At 77.0% G+C, this 15,356-nt stretch carries 17 protein-coding genes; 9 read left to right on the forward strand and 8 right to left on the reverse strand.

The features are described 5' to 3' along the window. Positions 1–3 precede the first annotated feature (3 nt). Together mshB and BLQ97_RS09105 are read left to right on the forward strand one after the other, a co-directional pair. Positions 4–900, forward strand: a complete 897-nt coding sequence (gene mshB / locus BLQ97_RS09100; RefSeq protein WP_091365285.1) for an N-acetyl-1-D-myo-inositol-2-amino-2-deoxy-alpha-D-glucopyranoside deacetylase — start codon at positions 4–6, stop codon at positions 898–900. After that, positions 897–1,277, forward strand: a complete 381-nt coding sequence (locus BLQ97_RS09105; protein WP_091365287.1) for a hypothetical protein — start codon at positions 897–899, stop codon at positions 1,275–1,277. The genes mshB and BLQ97_RS09105 overlap by 4 nt, the downstream gene beginning before the upstream one ends. A gap of 4 nt (positions 1,278–1,281) precedes the next feature. Here the strand turns inward: BLQ97_RS09105 and BLQ97_RS09110 are convergent, their stop codons facing one another. Next, complete coding sequence (locus BLQ97_RS09110) at positions 1,282–4,107, reverse strand: bifunctional diguanylate cyclase/phosphodiesterase (RefSeq protein ID WP_175471650.1); 2,826 nt, start codon at positions 4,105–4,107, stop codon at positions 1,282–1,284. Positions 4,108–4,183: 76 nt separating this feature from the next. Continuing rightward, positions 4,184–4,936 (reverse strand): GNAT family N-acetyltransferase, encoded by a 753-nt coding sequence (locus BLQ97_RS09115; protein ID WP_091365290.1) that lies wholly within the window; start codon positions 4,934–4,936, stop codon positions 4,184–4,186. Positions 4,937–5,099: 163 nt separating this feature from the next. On the opposite strand from BLQ97_RS09115, the gene fdxA reads away from it, so the two are divergent. Together fdxA and dapC are read left to right on the forward strand one after the other, a co-directional pair. After that, positions 5,100–5,426: a ferredoxin gene (gene fdxA / locus BLQ97_RS09120; protein ID WP_029431665.1), complete on the forward strand. Its 327-nt coding sequence runs from the start codon at positions 5,100–5,102 to the stop codon at positions 5,424–5,426. Positions 5,427–5,458: 32 nt separating this feature from the next. After that, positions 5,459–6,541 (forward strand): succinyldiaminopimelate transaminase, encoded by a 1,083-nt coding sequence (dapC, locus tag BLQ97_RS09125; RefSeq protein WP_281181394.1) that lies wholly within the window; start codon positions 5,459–5,461, stop codon positions 6,539–6,541. 9 nt (positions 6,542–6,550) lie between these two features. Here the strand turns inward: dapC and BLQ97_RS09130 are convergent, their stop codons facing one another. Then, a complete protein-coding gene (locus BLQ97_RS09130; RefSeq protein ID WP_091365294.1) occupies positions 6,551–7,240 on the reverse strand; it encodes a hypothetical protein in 690 nt (229 codons plus the stop codon). A 151-nt stretch (positions 7,241–7,391) separates the two neighbouring features. On the opposite strand from BLQ97_RS09130, the gene BLQ97_RS09135 reads away from it, so the two are divergent. Next, positions 7,392–8,483 carry an alpha/beta fold hydrolase gene (locus tag BLQ97_RS09135; RefSeq protein WP_091365296.1) on the forward strand — a complete coding sequence of 364 codons (1,092 nt, stop codon included), beginning with the start codon at positions 7,392–7,394 and terminating at the stop codon, positions 8,481–8,483. A gap of 4 nt (positions 8,484–8,487) precedes the next feature. Here BLQ97_RS09135 and BLQ97_RS09140 read toward each other — a convergent pair whose 3' ends face one another. Next, complete coding sequence (locus BLQ97_RS09140) at positions 8,488–9,858, reverse strand: TrpB-like pyridoxal phosphate-dependent enzyme (RefSeq protein ID WP_091365299.1); 1,371 nt, start codon at positions 9,856–9,858, stop codon at positions 8,488–8,490. Positions 9,859–9,917: 59 nt separating this feature from the next. Beyond that, positions 9,918–10,892 (reverse strand): 2,3,4,5-tetrahydropyridine-2,6-dicarboxylate N-succinyltransferase, encoded by a 975-nt coding sequence (gene dapD, locus BLQ97_RS09145; protein ID WP_245692005.1) that lies wholly within the window; start codon positions 10,890–10,892, stop codon positions 9,918–9,920. A 53-nt stretch (positions 10,893–10,945) separates the two neighbouring features. Here dapD and dapE point away from each other — a divergent pair, with 53 nt between their 5' ends. From dapE to BLQ97_RS09165, 4 genes are read left to right on the forward strand one after another with little or no spacing between them, the layout of a single operon-like run. Beyond that, positions 10,946–12,052: a succinyl-diaminopimelate desuccinylase gene (dapE, locus tag BLQ97_RS09150; protein ID WP_091365303.1), complete on the forward strand. Its 1,107-nt coding sequence runs from the start codon at positions 10,946–10,948 to the stop codon at positions 12,050–12,052. Beyond that, positions 12,049–12,891: an LOG family protein gene (locus tag BLQ97_RS09155; protein WP_091365304.1), complete on the forward strand. Its 843-nt coding sequence runs from the start codon at positions 12,049–12,051 to the stop codon at positions 12,889–12,891. The genes dapE and BLQ97_RS09155 overlap by 4 nt, the downstream gene beginning before the upstream one ends. A gap of 8 nt (positions 12,892–12,899) precedes the next feature. Continuing rightward, positions 12,900–13,331 (forward strand): DivIVA domain-containing protein, encoded by a 432-nt coding sequence (locus tag BLQ97_RS09160; protein ID WP_091365306.1) that lies wholly within the window; start codon positions 12,900–12,902, stop codon positions 13,329–13,331. Continuing rightward, on the forward strand, positions 13,324–13,788 hold the full coding sequence (locus tag BLQ97_RS09165; protein WP_091365308.1) for an SRPBCC family protein: 465 nt from the start codon (positions 13,324–13,326) through the stop codon (positions 13,786–13,788). The genes BLQ97_RS09160 and BLQ97_RS09165 overlap by 8 nt, the downstream gene beginning before the upstream one ends. Here the strand turns inward: BLQ97_RS09165 and BLQ97_RS09170 are convergent. From BLQ97_RS09170 to BLQ97_RS09180, 3 genes are read right to left on the reverse strand one after another with little or no spacing between them, the layout of a single operon-like run. Continuing rightward, entirely contained in the window at positions 13,776–14,483 is a 708-nt protein-coding gene (locus BLQ97_RS09170) for a cytochrome c oxidase assembly protein (protein ID WP_091365310.1), read from the reverse strand. The two genes, BLQ97_RS09165 and BLQ97_RS09170, sit on opposite strands and share 13 nt — an antisense overlap. Next, on the reverse strand, positions 14,480–14,941 hold the full coding sequence (locus BLQ97_RS09175; RefSeq protein WP_217637108.1) for a DUF2243 domain-containing protein: 462 nt from the start codon (positions 14,939–14,941) through the stop codon (positions 14,480–14,482). Before BLQ97_RS09175 ends, BLQ97_RS09170 begins: the two co-directional genes overlap by 4 nt. 60 nt (positions 14,942–15,001) lie before the next feature. Beyond that, entirely contained in the window at positions 15,002–15,322 is a 321-nt protein-coding gene (locus tag BLQ97_RS09180; protein ID WP_217637109.1) for a TfoX/Sxy family protein, read from the reverse strand. Positions 15,323–15,356: the final 34 nt, after the last annotated feature.

The raw sequence follows: 15,356 nt of genomic DNA on the forward strand, positions 1-15,356 counted from the left end.
CCCGTGACCGCTGACCGCCGCATCCTGCTGGTGCACGCCCACCCCGACGACGAGACGATCAACAACGGCGCGACGATGGCGCGCTACGTCGCCGAGGGCGCCGCGGTCACGCTGCTGACCTGCACGCTGGGCGAGGAGGGCGAGGTCCTCGTCCCCGAGCTCGAGCTGCTCGCCCCGGAGCACGCCGACCAGCTCGGCGGCTACCGGATCGCCGAGCTGCGCGCCGCGATGGAGGCCCTCGGGGTCACCGACTGGCGCTTCCTCGGCGGGCCGGGCCGCTACCGCGACTCCGGGATGATGGGGACGCCGGCCAACGACAAGCCCCGCGCGTTCTGGCGGGCCGACCTCGACGAGGCGGTGGCGCACGCGGTCGCCGTCGTCCGGGAGGTCCGGCCGCAGGTCGTGGTCACCTACGACGAGAACGGCGGCTACGGCCACCCCGACCACATCCAGGCCCACCGGGTCGCGATGGCCGCCGTCGACCGCGCCGCCGACCCCGGCTACCGGCCCGACCTCGGGCCGGCCTGGGACGTCGCCAAGGTCTACTGGTGCTGCGTGCCGCGCTCGGTGCTGCGCGAGGGCCTCGAGGCGCTCGCCGCGCTGGGGGAGGACGCGCCCTTCGCGCAGCTCGGCGAGGTCGACGACGTCCCCTTCGCGGTCCCCGACGAGCTGGTCACCGCCGCCGTCGACGGCCGCGCGCACGCCGGTGCGAAGGACGCCGCCATGCGCGCGCACGCCACCCAGATCACCGTCGACGGACCGTTCTTCGCGCTGTCGAACGACCTCGGCCAGGAGGTCCTCGGCGTCGAGCACTACCGGCTGGTCCGCGGGCAGCGCGGCCCCGCCGGACAGGCGCCGCACGGGTGGGAGGACGACCTGTTCGCCGGCCTGACCGGATGAGGACCGTCGACCGGGTCCTGGCCGGGATCGGCGCGGTCCTGGTCGCCGGGTGGCTCGCCCTGGTGGAGGTGTTCTGGCTGCCGCTGCGGGTGGCCGGCGTGCTGGTGCCGCTGTCGGTGCTGCTCGCCGTCGTGGGCAACCTGCTGCTCGTGGCCGGCGCGCACCGGCTGACCGGGTCGCGGGTGGTCGCGGTGCTGCCGGCGCTCACCTGGCTGGGAGTGGCCCTCGCGGCGACCGTCCGCCGTCCCGAGGGGGACCTGGTCGCCGTCGGCACCGGCGGGCTCGGGGCGGTGACCCTCGCCTTCCTCGGCCTGGGCGTGCTGGCCGCGGCGTTCGCGGTGGGGCGCGTGCTGACCGCCCGCCCGGCCGGCGCCTAGCCCCTCAGCGCGCCGCCCGCTGCCGGGGCACCGCGGCCCGCACGTGGTGGCGCTGCAGCCACTCGAGGAACCGCTCGGCGGGCATCGGCCGGGCCACGTAGAAGCCCTGGGCGACGTCGCAGCCCAGGCTCCGCAGCAGCTCCAGCGTCGCGGCGTCCTCCACGCCCTCGACGACGAAGGTCATGCCGAGGTCCTGGCTGAGCCGCTGGGTGCTGCGGACGATGGCGCCGGCCCGCGGGTCCCGGGTCAGCGAGGTGACGAAGCTGCGGTCGAGCTTGAGCTCGTCGACGGGCAGGGCCCGCAGGTAGGTCAGCGAGGAGTAGCCGGTGCCGTAGTCGTCGACCGACAGCCGCACGCCCAGCCGCCGCAACCCGGCCAGCACCTGCTGGCTGCGCGCGGCGTCGGCCATGAGCACGTCCTCGGTGATCTCCAGGACCAGCGCCGCGGCCGGCACACCCCGCGTCTCCAGCAGCAGGGCCACCTGCTCGGGCAGCGCCACGTCCTGCAGGTTGGACACGGACAGGTTGACCGCGAGAGTCAGCTCGTGACCGGCGTCGCGCCAGGTGCCCAGGTCCAGCAGCGAGCGCTCGAGCACCCGCAGCGTCAACCGGCGCATGAGGCCGGCCTGCTCGGCCAGCGGCAGGAAGACGTCGGGCGCCAGCAACCCGCGCTCGGGGTGCTCCCAGCGGACGAGGGCCTCGACCCCGGCCACGTCGCCCGTGCGCAGGTCGAGCTTGGGCTGGTAGTGCGGCACGAGCTGCTCGGTGTCGAGGGCCACGCGCAGCTGCTCGAGGGTCTGCAGCCGGTCGCGGGAGTCGGTGCTGCCCTCCGGCGCCCAGACGCGAGCACCCTCGCGGCCGCGCTTGGCGCCGTACATCGCGGTGTCGGCGCGGGCCAGCAGCAGCGAGCGGTCGCGGCCGTGCTCCGGGCAGAGCGCCACGCCGATGCTCGCGTCGACGTGCAGCGGCATGCCGTCGAGGACGAACGCCTGGCGCAGCGCCGAGCCCAGGCCGTCGGCGACCTCCCGGGCGCGGGCGGCGTCGGCGTCGGGCAGCAGGACGGCGAACTCGTCACCACCCATGCGGGCCAGCAGGTCGCCCGGGGCCAGCGCCTGCTGCAGCCGCGGGCCGACCAGGCACAGCAGGTCGTCACCGACGCTGTGCCCGAAGCTGTCGTTGACCTCCTTGAACCGGTCGAGGTCGAGCATGAGGACGGCGGCCGAGCGGTGCGGCTCGGCGTAGATCGTCCGCTCCACCTCCTCGGTGAACCGGCGCCGGTTGGCCAGGCCGGTGAGCGGGTCGTGGTGCGCCTCGCGGGCCAACTGGGCCAGCCGCAGCTGCTCGGTGGCGCGCAGCGCGGCGTTCTCCACCACGAGCGCGCCCTCCAGCACGATCCGCGCGACCGCCTCGCGGACCGCCGCCGACCACGACACCGGCCGGCCCACCGCCCCGCAGACCACCATGCCCAGCAGGCGGTCGCCCGCCAGCACCGGGACGGCGACGTAGGCCGCCAGGCCCAGCGACTCGACCAGCTGGGGTGCGAGCAGGTCGCAGGCGCGGGCGTCCTCGACGAACACCGGGCGCCGCAGCTCCGCGACCCGCCGCCACAGCGGCGCCTCGGCGGCCGGGCGGCCGGCGACCCGCGCGGTGAGCACCTCCCGCGCCTCGGCCGACCAGCCGACCAGCCGGATGTCCTCGACCAGGCCCTCGCCGTCGACGAGGTAGGCCGCGCCGCGGTCGGTGCCGGCCAGCCGCTGCACGGCGGCGGCGAGCACCCCGGCGGCCTCGGCCACGCCGGTCGCGCCGGCGCCCTCCACGAGCAGCTGCCGGACCGCGCCGGCGACGACCAGCTCGTCGGCGCGCGCCTGGGCGGCCCGTGCCTGCCCGACCACGCCACCGAGGTGGGCACCGGCGGCCGCGGCCAGCCGCCGCACCTCCTGGGAGAACGGCCGCACCGCGGCACTGTCGAGGGTGAGGACGCCGACGACGTCGGGGGCGCGGCCCAGCGGCACGGCCAGCAGCGAGCCGATCGCGAACGACTCCGCCCACCAGTCGGCGAGCAGGTCGCTGCCGCGGTCGGCGGTGGCCGGCACGCCGGTGCGCGCCACCTGCTCGACCAGCCCGATCGCCGAGGAGGCGGCGCGGAAGCGCTGCCAGCCGGCCGGGTCGCGGCGGCCGTCGGCGAAGGCGGCCATGCTGGGCACCGGCCGGCCGTCCTCCAGCAGGAACACGCAGGCCCGGTCGACCCCGCCGAGCGCGGCGAGCCGCTCGCAGGCGGCACCGAGCAGGTGGTCGAGCGAGCGCGCCTGCGGGGCGCCCTCCACGAGCTCCAGCAGCACCTCGGCGGTGACCAGCCGACGGCGCTCGGCGCGGCGGGCGGAGGCGGCGACGAGCGCCGGTGCCAGGCTGCGCGCCGTCCGCCGCACGCGCGGGTCGCGGGCCGCGCGGGCGGGCTCGACGACCAGGGCACCGACGACCTCACCGCCGTGCACCAGCGGGGTGCCCGCCGCGTCGTCGAGCCCGAGGGCGGCGAGCTCCGCGGCGGCCGGCCCGGCGTCGCCGGGCTCCACGGTCACCGGCCGGCGGGCGGTCAGCACCGGGCCCAGGAACGGGGACCGGGCGACGACCTGCGCCGACACCGGGCCGACGGCGCGCGCGCCGTCGGCGGACACCGCGAAGGGCACCGCCAGGCCGGTGGCGGTCTCGTGCCACCACAGCGACAGCCGGTCGGCACCCAGGCCGTGGCGCAGGGCGGCGAGCCGGTGCGCGAGGGCGGCCTCCGCGTCGGACGGCGGGGCGGGCACCTGCTCCGGGTTCGGCGGGACGGTCACACCGGAGAGGATCGGCCGGCTCCCGCACCTCTTGAGACGCGGCGCACACGACCCCCCGACCGGGGGAGGGCGGCCGTCAGGCCGGCGCCCACCGGTAGTGGTACCGGTGGTGCTCGACGAAGCCCGACCGGCGGTACAGCGCCCGCGCCGCGTCATTGGAGGCGGTGACCTGCAGGTACACCCACCGCGCGCCCTCCTCGGCGCCCCACCGGGAGACGGCGGCCATCAGCGCCGAGGCCAGCCCGCGGCGCCGGTGCTCCTCGGCCACCGTCACCGCGGTGACCCCGAGCCAGTCGCCGGTCACCACGCCCCGGGCGACGGCGACCGGCGGTGCGGGTGCGGGCGCCTCGCGGACCGCGGCGAACACCACCCGCGGCGCGCGGGTGAGCACGGCGCGGACGGTCCCGGCGTCGGCGCGGCGCAGGTACCCCGAGGCCGCCAGCCAGCCGTCGTCGGGGTCGCCGGCCAGCTCGACCGGGATGCCGTCGGGGACACCGGGCGCCAGCGGCGCCGTCAGGACCAGGACGTCCTCGTCGCGCGGCCACCCCGCGGCGGCGAACGCGGTGTCGGCCGGCCGGGAGCGCACGCCGGCCAGCTGGGCACCGGGCCGCAGCCCGCGGGCGGCGTACCAGCCGGCGACGGCGTCGACCGCCTCCGGCAGCGGCCGGCCCGGGTCACCGGACACCAGCGCCGTGTTGGCCCGCCCGGTGAACCCGCCCGCCGCGCGCAGCAGCCACTCGCCCAGCGGCTCCTCCTCGGCGGCCCGCCAGCCGCGCGCGGCCAGTCGCTCCAGGTCCGCGACGCCCAGCGGAGATCGGCTCTGTCCCACGACGGTCGATCCTGCGCCCCGCGGCCGGACCCTGCCCCGACGGGGGCACGCGGGCCACCCGTCGCGTTTGACGGGGCCCGGCAGGGCCATACTGGTCGGCAGACACGCGCGAGACCCGGCCGCGGGCCGGTCCGCTGCCCGCACGTCCCCGGGAGGACCCACCGTGACCTACGTGATCACCCAGGCCTGCGTCGACGTCCTCGACAAGGCGTGCATCGACGAGTGTCCGGTGGACTGCATCTACGAGGGCGACCGGATGCTCTACATCCACCCCGACGAGTGCGTCGACTGCGGTGCCTGCGAGCCGGTGTGCCCGGTGGAGGCCATCTACTACGAGGACGACGTCCCGGACAAGTGGAAGGACTTCTACAACGCCAACGTGGAGTTCTTCTCCGACCTCGGCAGCCCCGGCGGCGCGGCCAAGACCGGCAAGGTCGGCCGGGACCACCCGCTGGTCGCCGCCCTCCCGCCGCAGGGTGAGGGCCACTGACCGCCACCTCTCCGGGGACGGCGGCCGGCCGGCTGCCGGACTTCCCCTGGGACAGCCTGGAGGCCGCCCGGGCCCGCGCCGCGCGGCACCCCGGCGGCCTGGTCGACCTGTCCATCGGCACGCCGGTCGACGAGACCCCCGAGCTGCTGCGCGGCGCGCTGGCCGCGGCCGGGGACTCCCCGGGGTACCCGATGGCGCTGGGGACCCGCGCCCTGCGTGAGGCGGCCGCCGGCTGGCTGCGGCGCCGGCTGGGCGTGACCGTGGCCGACCCGGTCGCGGCCGACCCGTCGGTGATCCCCACGATCGGCTCCAAGGAGCAGGTGGCGCTGCTGCCCACGCTGCTCGGCCTGCGCGAGGGCACGGTGCTCATCCCCGAGGTCGCCTACCCGACCTACGAGGTGGGCGCGGTGCTGGCCGGGCTGGCGGTGCGCCGCACCGACACCCCGCCCGACGACGCCGCCGGGGTCGTCCTGGTCTGGCTGAACTCCCCGGGCAACCCGCACGGCCGCGTCCTGTCCGACGACGAGCTGCGCGCCTGGGTGGCCTGGGGCCGCGCGCACGGCGTCCCGGTGGTCGCCGACGAGTGCTACGCCACCCTGGGCTGGGACGTGCAGCCGCGCTCGCTGCTGCACCCCGCCGTCGCCGGCGAGGACCACACCGGGCTGCTCGCCGTGCACTCGCTGTCCAAGCAGTCGACGGCGGCCGGCTACCGCGCCGGGCTGCTCTCCGGCGACCCCGCGCTGGTCCGGCGGGTGTGGGAGGTCCGCCGGCACTTGGGGCTGCTCGTGCCCGGGCCGGTGCAGGCGGCGATGACCGCGGCCCTGGCCGACGACGCGCACGTCGACGCGCAGCGCGAGCGCTACCGCGCCCGCCGCGACCGGCTGGCCGCCGCGGTGCGGGCGACCGGCGCGCGCATCGACCACTCCGAGGCGGGCCTGTACCTGTGGGTCACCCGCGACGAGGACTGCTGGACGACCATCGACTGGCTGGCCGGCCTCGGCGTCGTCGCCGCGCCCGGGTCCTTCTACGGCCCGGCCGGCGCCCGGCACGTGCGGATGGCGCTGACCGCCACCGACGAGCGGATCGACGCGGCCGCCGAGCGCCTCACCGCCTGAGGACGGCGGTCAGCCGCAGTCGCGGGTGAACTCGTCGGTGCCCAGCGCCGTCGTCAGGGACTGCGCGAAGCCGTCCCAGCGCTGGTAGGCCCGCGGGAACGCCGAGCGCTGCACGGTGTCGGCGACCACCGTCAGCTCGCCGGTCTGCCACCCCGGGACCCGCACCAGGCGGTCGTAGAACTGGCCGGCCGCGTAGACGGGGTCCTGCACCTGCTCGGGGGTGCCCCAGCCCTGCGAGGGCCGCTGCTGGAACAGGCCGAGGGAGTCGCGGTCGCCGTAGGGCAGGTTGTGCAGCGTCGACTCCTGCATGGCGGTGGCCAGCGCGATGACCACGGCCCGCTCGGGCAGGCCCCGGTCGAGGGCGACCTGCGCGATGGTCCGCGCGTTGGCGACCTGCTCGGCGGAGAGCTCCACCCCGGTCTCGGGCACGGTGCACTCCGCGGTGGCCAGGGTGACCGGGGGCCGCTCGGCGTCCTCGGCGGAGGCGGTGACCGCGACGAGCGCGACGACGGCGAGCACCGCCGTCAGCCAGCCCCAGGACGCCAGGCGGCGCCGCAGGCCCGGCCGGCGGGCGGGCGGCTTCCTCACGGCGGCCGGGCGCGGGGCCGGCTTCCGCGCGGCGGCCGTGCGGGCGGGGGACCGGCGAGCCGACGTCGTCCGGCGGGCCGCGGGGCGGGTGCCGGTCCGTGCGCTCGTCATCGCTGCCGAGGGTAGGCGGGCCCCCGGGCGGGACCCCGGACCTCGGGGGTGCCGGTGGTGTGCCTGGGACTGCCGCGCCGGTGTCGCCGGGGAGGTCCCCACCGCTAGCGTGTGCGAGCTCCGTCCCGTGATCCACCGTCCTGGAGGTCCCGTGCCCGACGTCCTGCTCCCCGGGGTCACCGCCACCCGGGTGCCCACCGCGCGGCTCGCGCAGCACGTGCTGCACGCCGAGGGCACCGACCCGGCCGGCCCCGGCGAGGCGGTGCTGTTCGTGCACGGCAACGTCAGCTCGGCGCTGTTCTGGCAGCAGCCGCTGCTGACGGTCGCCGGGGAGGGGCACCGGGCGCTCGCCGTCGACCTGCGCGGCTTCGGCGGCACCGAGCCGCTGCCGGTCGACGCCCGCCGCGGCGTGCGCGACTGGTCCGACGACCTGGGCGTGCTGATCGACGCGCTCGGCCTCGACCGGGTGCACCTGGTCGGCTGGAGCATGGGCGCGGGCGTCGTCCTGCAGCGGCTGCTCGACGACCCCGGCCGGGTGGCGTCGGTGACCCTGCAGGCCCCGGTCTCGCCGTACGGCTTCGGCGGCACCGCCGGTCCCGAGGGGCGGCGGCTGTCCGACGACGGTGCCGGCTCCGGCGGGGGCGCGGCCAACCCCGAGTTCGTCGCCGCGATCGCCGCCGGGGACGAGGGGGACGCCGCGCCGACCAGCCCGCGGTCGATCCTGCGCGCCTTCTACGTGGCCCCGGGCTCGCTGCCGCTGGACCCGGCGCTGGAGGACGTGTTCGTCGCCTCCATGCTGTCCACCCGGACCGGCGCGGACCACTACCCGGGCGACAGCGTGCCCAGCGGCAGCTGGCCGGGGACGGCGCCCGGGCCGCGCGGCGTGCTCAACACGATGGCGCCGACGGTGTTCGACGTCTCCGGCCTCGCCGACCTGCCGGTCCGCCCGCCGGTGCTGTGGGTCCGCGGCGACGCCGACGCGATCGTCTCCGACACCTCGGCCTTCGACCTGGCCTTCCTCGGCCAGCTCGGCGCGGTGCCGGGCTGGCCGGGCGCGGAGGTGTGCCCGCCGCAGCCGATGGTCGCCCAGACCCGCGCGGTGCTCGACCGCTACGCCGCGGCGGGCGGCACCTACCGCGAGGTGGTGCTGCCCGGCGTGGGCCACTCGCCGCACGTCGAGCGCCCGCAGGAGTTCGCCGTCGCGCTGCTCGAGCACCTCGCCGGGGCGCGCGTCGAGGCGTAGGAGCTCAGGCCGAGGGGACCGGCGGCAGGCCGGCGAGCGACGGGGCGAGCCGCTCGTCGGTCACGTCCTCGTCGGTCATCCGCCCGGACAGGTAGGCGTCGTAGGCCGCCAGGTCGAGGTGGCCGTGGCCGCACAGGGCGGTGACGATCACCTTCGCCTCGCCGGACTCCTTGCAGGCCAGCGCCTCGCGGATGCAGGCGGCGAGGGCGTGCGTCGGCTCCGGTGCCGGGACGATGCCCTCGGTCCGGGCGAACCGGACGGCGGCCGCGAAGCACTCGGTCTGCGGCAGCGCGAGGGCCTCGACCAGACCCAGCTCGTACACGTGCGACATCAGCGGGGACATCCCGTGGTAGCGCAGGCCCCCGGCGTGGATGGGGTCCGGGACGAACCCGTGGCCCAGCGTGTGCATCTTCATCAGCGGGGTCAGGCCGGCGGCGTCCCCGAAGTCGTAGGCGTAGACCCCGCGGGTCAGCGAGGGGCAGGAGGCCGGCTCGACGGCGCGGATGACCGGCGACATCCGCCCGGCCAGCTTCTCCCGCAGGAACGGGAAGGTCAGCCCGCCGAAGTTGGACCCACCCCCGGTGCAGCCGACGATGACGTCGGGGACCTCCTCGACGGCGGCGAGCTGCAGCAGGGTCTCCTCGCCGATGACCGTCTGGTGCAGCAGCACGTGGTTGAGGACGCTGCCGAGCGCGTAGCGGGCCCCGGGGTCGCCGGCGGCGACCTCCACCGCCTCGCTGATCGCGATGCCCAGCGACCCGGGGTGCTGCGGGTCCTCGGCGCGGACGGCCCGGCCGGCCCCGGTCAGGTCCGACGGCGAGCGGTGCACCCGGGCGCCGAACGTCTCCATCATCGTGCGCCGGTAGGGCTTCTGGTCGTAGGAGGCGCCGACCTGCCAGACCTCGCACTCCAGGCCGAACAGGCCGCTGGCGAACGCCAGGGCGGTGCCCCACTGGCCCGCGCCGGTCTCGGTGGTCAGCCGCCGCGCCCCGGCGCGCGCGTTGTAGTACGCCTGCGGCACCGCCGTGTTCGGCTTGTGCGACCCGGCCGGGGAGACGCCCTCGTACTTGTAGTAGATCCGGGCGGGCGTGCCGAGCGACTGCTCCAGCCGGTGCGCGCGGTAGAGGGGAGAGGGCCGCCACAGCCGGTAGACGTCGAGGACCTCGCCGGGGACGTCGACGTAGCGCTCGGTGCTGACCTCCTGGGCGATGAGGTCGTCGGGGAACAGTGGCGCCAGGTCGTCGGGCCCGATGGGCTGCAGGGTCCCGGGGTGCAGGGGGACCGGCGGCGGGGCGGGCAGGTCGGGGACGACGTTGTACCACTGCGTCGGCAGCTGCGACTCGTCGAGCAGGATCTTGTGCGTGCGGTCGGCCACGCCGCCTCCTCGGACTCCGTCCCCCGGGGTGCCGGTGAGCCTAGTGCGGGACCCGCGCCTCAGTCGTTGGCGTGCAGCGCGGTGTTCAGCTCGCCCCAGGTGCCGGTGCGCGGCAGCGCCTCCAGCGCGCCGGTGACGCTGTTGCGGCGGAACAGCAGACCGCTGCGGCCCGACAGCTCGCGGCCCTTGACGACCGAGCCGTCGGGCAGCGTGATCCGCGAGCCGGCGGTGACGTAGCAGCCGGCCTCGACCACGCAGTCGTCGCCGAGCGAGATGCCGATGCCGGAGTTGGCGCCCAGCAGGCAGCCGGTGCCGATCGAGACGACCTCCTTGCCGCCGCCGGACAGCGTCCCCATGATCGACGCGCTGCCGCCGACGTCGCTGTCGGCGCCGACGACGACGCCCGCGCTGATCCGGCCCTCCACCATCGAGGGGCCCAGGGTGCCGGCGTTGTAGTTGACGAAGCCCTCGTGCATGACCGTCGTCCCCTCGGCCAGGTGGGCGCCCAGCCGCACCCGGTCGGCGTCGGCGACGCGCACGCCGGAGGGCAGCACGTAGTCGACCATCCGCGGGAACTTGTCCACCGACAGCACGGTCAGGTGCCCGTGCGCCGCGCGCAGCGACGCCCGCCGGGCCGGGGTCAGCTCGGTGGCCAGCACCGGGCCGGCACTGGTCCAGGCCACGTTGGCCAGCAGGCCGAAGACGCCGTCGAGGTTGACGCCGTGCGGGCGGACCAGGCGGTGCGAGACGAGGTGCAGCCGCAGGTAGACGTCGTGCGCGTCGACCGGCGGGGCGTCGAGGTCGGCGATCGTCGTCCGGACCCCGACCACGTGCACGCCGCGGACGTCGTCGGTGCGCACCAGGCCGGAGAACTCCGGGCCGAGCGCGCCCTCGAGCTCCAGGGTGCCCAGCTGCTGGGTCCCGGTCCTCCCGTCGGCCCCCAGGGCGGGGGAGGGGTACCAGGTGTCGAGCACGGTCCCGGAGGCGGTGACGGTCGCGAGACCGGCGGCGACGGCGGAGCGGGGAGCGGTCACGGTCCCGACGCTACCCAGCGACGCCCGGGTGCCCGCCCTTAGGCTCGGGCACCGTGACCGGCGCGCCCGACCTGGACCTGTCCGCCGACGTCCTCACCCTCACCCGGGCCCTGGTGGACACGCCCTCGGTGTCCGGCGAGGAGCGCGCGCTCGCCGACGCCGTGGAGGCGGCGCTGCGGGCACTCGGCGGGCTGGAGGTCGAGCGGGTCGGCGACACCGTGCTGGCCCGCACGAACCTGGGCCGCGACACCCGCGTCGTCCTCGCCGGGCACCTCGACACCGTGCCGATCGCCGGCAACGTGCCGAGCCGGCTCGAGGACGGGCGGGTGTTCGGCTGCGGCACCAGCGACATGAAGTCCGGCGACGCGGTGATGCTGCGGCTGGCCGGCCGCTTCGGCGTCCCCGGGGCGCAGCCCGCGCACGACCTGACGTTCGTCTTCTACGACAACGAGGAGGTCGAGTCGGTCAGGAGCGGCCTGGGCCGGGTGGTCCGGGAGCGGCGCGGCTGGCTCTACGGCGACCTCGCCGTCCTGCTCGAGCCCACCGACGGCGAGATCGAGGCCGGCTGCCAGGGCACGCTGCGCGCCCGGCTGGAGACCACGGGACGGCGCGCGCACAGCGCCCGCAGCTGGCTGGGCGTCAACGCCGTCCACGGGCTCGCCGGGGCGCTGGCCGCGCTGGCCGCCTACCGCCCGCGCGAGGTGGACATCGACGGCTGCACCTACCGCGAGGGGCTCAACGCCGTGGGCATCGCCGGAGGCGTGGCCGGCAACGTGGTCCCCGACGAGGCGGCGCTCACGGTCAACTTCCGCTACGCGCCCGACCGGGACGAGGACGCCGCCGAGGCACACGTCCGCGAGGTGTTCGCCGAGGCGCTCGCCGCGGGCGCCACGCTCACCGTCACCGACAACGCCGGCGGCGCGCTGCCGGGGCTCACCGAGCCCGCCGCCGCGGCGTTCGTCGCCGCCGTCGGCCGCCCGGCCCGCGCCAAGCTCGGCTGGACCGACGTCGCCCGCTTCGCGGCGCTGGGCATCCCGGCGGTCAACTACGGCCCCGGCGACCCGCAGCTGGCGCACACCCGCGAGGAGTCGGTGCTGGTCGAGCGCCTGCAGCCGGCCGAGGACGCCCTGACCGCCTACCTGTCCGGAGACCCCGCATGACGACCACCCCGCCGCCGAACGGCGCGCGCAAGCCCCGCCCCACGCGCCACCGGGGCCCGGTGATGCTGCGCGGCGGCGAGCCGGACCCGCAGACGGTCGGGACGACCACCGACCAGCGGCTGCTCGACCGCCGCGGGCCCACCGACTGGGTGCACACCGACCCGTGGCGGGTGCTGCGCATCCAGAGCGAGTTCGTCGAGGGCTTCGGCCTGCTCGCCGAGCTCCCGCGCGCGGTGAGCGTCTTCGGCAGCGCCCGCACGAAGCCCGACCACCCGTACTACGAGGCCGGCGTGCGCATCGGCGCCGCCCTGGCCGAGGCCGGCTACGCGGTGATCACCGGCGGCGGACCGGGCGCGATGGAGGCGGCCAACCGCGGCGCGTCCGAGGCCGGCGGGCTGTCGGTGGGGCTGGGCATCGAGCTGCCGTTCGAGCAGGAGCTCAACGAGTGGGTCGACGTCGGCATCAGCTTCCGCTACTTCTTCGTCCGCAAGACGATGTTCGTGAAGTACGCGCAGGCCTTCGTCATCCTGCCCGGCGGGTTCGGCACCCTCGACGAGCTGTTCGAGGCGCTCACCCTGGTGCAGACCCGCAAGGTCACCCGCTTCCCGGTGGTCCTCTTCGGCTCCGCGTACTGGCAGGGGCTGGTCGACTGGATCCGCGGGGCACTGCTGGAGGCGGGCACCATCAGCCCGGGCGACCTCGACCTGTTCACCGTGACCGACGACGTCGACGAGGCGGTCGCGCTCATCCGGGAGGCCGAGGCGGCCCGCGCCGGCGGGGACGGCGGCGGGGGCATGCGGGCGCCGCTGAGCGCGCCGGTCGAGCCGGTCGAGGGCTGAGGACGCCGGTGCTGTCCTTCCTCGTCGGGCTGGCCGCGGTCGCCGTCGTCGGGGCGCTGCTGTTCCTCGGCGGGTCGGTGCTGCTCGGCCGCGGGGAGACCCAGCCGCCGGCGGACCCGGACCGCTCGCCGGTGGAGCTGCCCGACGACCGCCCGGTGACCGGCGCCGACGTGCGGGCGCTGCAGATCCCGGTGGCCCTGCGCGGCTACCGGATGACCGAGGTGGACTGGCTGCTCGAGCAGCTCGCCGAGACCATCGAGGAGCGCGACGAGGTGATCGCCGCGCTGCGGGCACAGCGTGACCGGCCGGCCCGGGCCGCCGACGCCGACACCGACCCCGGGCTCACCCTGCCGGCCGACGGTGCGCCCGGTGGTGCATCCGGTGGCGGGGTCGCCGGCGAAGGACGGGACGTGGACGAGGGAGCGCGCAACGGTGCCTGAGCTGGTCCTGCCGGTGCACGTGGAGGCGCCGCCGGGGCAGGTGTGGGCGGCGCTCACCGACTGGCGCGGTCAGGGGCGGTGGATGCCGGCAACCGACGTCGAGGTGGTGACCGCCGCGGAGGAGGGCGTCGGCGTGCGGCTGGCCGCGCGCACCGGCCTCCCGCTGCCGTGGCGGCGCGGCCGGCACCTCGGCGTGCTCGACACGATGGTGGTCACCGAATGGGACCCGCCGCGGCGGGTGGTCGTCCAGCACACCGGCCGGATCGTGCGCGGACCGGGCGTCTTCGAGCTCACGCCCGCCGGCGGCGGCACCGACCTGGTCCTGACCGAACGGTGGTACCCGCCCTTCGGGCTGCTCGGCCGGGTCGGCTGGCCGCTGGCGCGCCCGTTCGTCGTCGTGGGGTTCCGGGTCGCGTTGCGCCGGTTCGCCCGCTTCGCCCGCACCTACACCGGCTGAGCGGCGGCGCGAACGGCGTCGCGGCCCAGGTACCACCGCCGCCAGAGCAGCGCGGCGGTGACGAGGGTGACCACGGTGCCGCCGTCGTACACCAGCCGCGCGCCCTCCTCGGCGCCGACCGTGCCGGCCGGGGGGTGGGCGTAGAGCACCTTGGCCAGCACGTCGTGCGCGGCGGCGCCGGCGGCCAGGGCGCCGGCGCGGACGGCGACGCCGCGGCGGTGCGGCGTCGGGTCGACGGCGAGCACGGACGCCGTCGCCAGGTACCCGCTGGCCAGCAGGTGCAGCCACACGAGCGGGCCGGCGTCGTGCAGGCCGGTGCCGTAGAGCAGCCACAGGCCGGCCGCGTGCAGCGGGACGGCGACCAGCGGGTCGGTCAGCCAGCGAGCCGGTGCGGCGCGCAGCAGCCGGGACAGCCGCCGCGCGGCGGACTGCGGCAGCGCCCGGAGCGCGAGGGTGACCGGGGCGGCCAGCACCAGCAGCAGCGGCGCGACCATGCCGAGCAGCAGGTGCCCGGCCATGTGCGCGTGCAGGTCGGGGTGCCCGCCGGCGTGGGCGCCCAGCGGCCCGGCGACGGCGACCCCCGCGGCGGTCAGGCCGGCCAGCCAGGCCGCCGTCCGGGTCAGCGGCCAGGGGCTGCGGCAGCGCCAGGTGGCGGCGACGTACGCCGCCCCGGCGGCCAGCAGGAGCACGGTCACCGCACCGGCGCGGTGCCGGCCCGCCGCAGCAGCACCACCCCGGCGACCAGCAGCAGCACGCCGGGCAGCACCCAGCCGACGTCGTAGCCGGTCAGGTCGACGCCGTAGCGGACCTGGTGCAGGCGCAGCAGCTTGTGGTGCACCAGCCCGTCCCACACCTGGAAGGCGCCGGCGCCGGTCAGCAGGGCGCCCCACCACAGCGGCGGAAGGAACCGGCCGCGGCGGCGGGCGTCGGCGAGCAGCGCCGTGCCGGCGACGGCGGCCGAGAAGGTGCCCGCGTGCAGCAGCCCGTCGGAGACCAGCCCCGCCGCACCGCCGGCCCGGTCGTAGAAGTGGTGCCAGTGCAGCAGCTGGTGGAACACGATCTCGTCGACCGCCCCCGCCGTCCCCAGGCCCAGCAGCAGGCCCGAGACCAGCAGCCGTCGCCGGGCCGCGGGTCGCGCCGGTCCGTCGGACACCCGGGACCTCCCGTCGTCGCGTCCCCGGACGCTGCCCGGCGGCGCGGGGCGGGAAACCGCTCAGCGGCCGCCGACGAAGGCCAGTGCCTCCCGCGCGAGGGCGAGATCGAGCGCGGCGTCCGGGCCCAGGGCCACCCAGTCGCGCATCGGCCGGCCGCTGCCGTTGCGGAACGGGCTGCCGGCGCCGGCGGCCAGCAGCGTCTCGACCCGCTCGCGCGGCAGCTTGAGCACCAGGGCCCCGGTGACGGCCATCGCGAAGACCCGCCCGTCCACCGTCAGCGCCGTCGAGCCGAACCGGCGACGCCCCGGCTGCGGCGGGGTCACGCCGGGCTCGCCGGCGAGGGCGTCGGTCAGGGCGGACAGGCGGTCCTCGGCGCTCACGCGGGCAGTGCAGCCGAGGCGGTCCGCCGTCCGC

This window comes from Geodermatophilus telluris, from assembly GCF_900102745.1.
In the GTDB taxonomy this organism is placed as follows: domain Bacteria; phylum Actinomycetota; class Actinomycetes; order Mycobacteriales; family Geodermatophilaceae; genus Geodermatophilus; species Geodermatophilus telluris.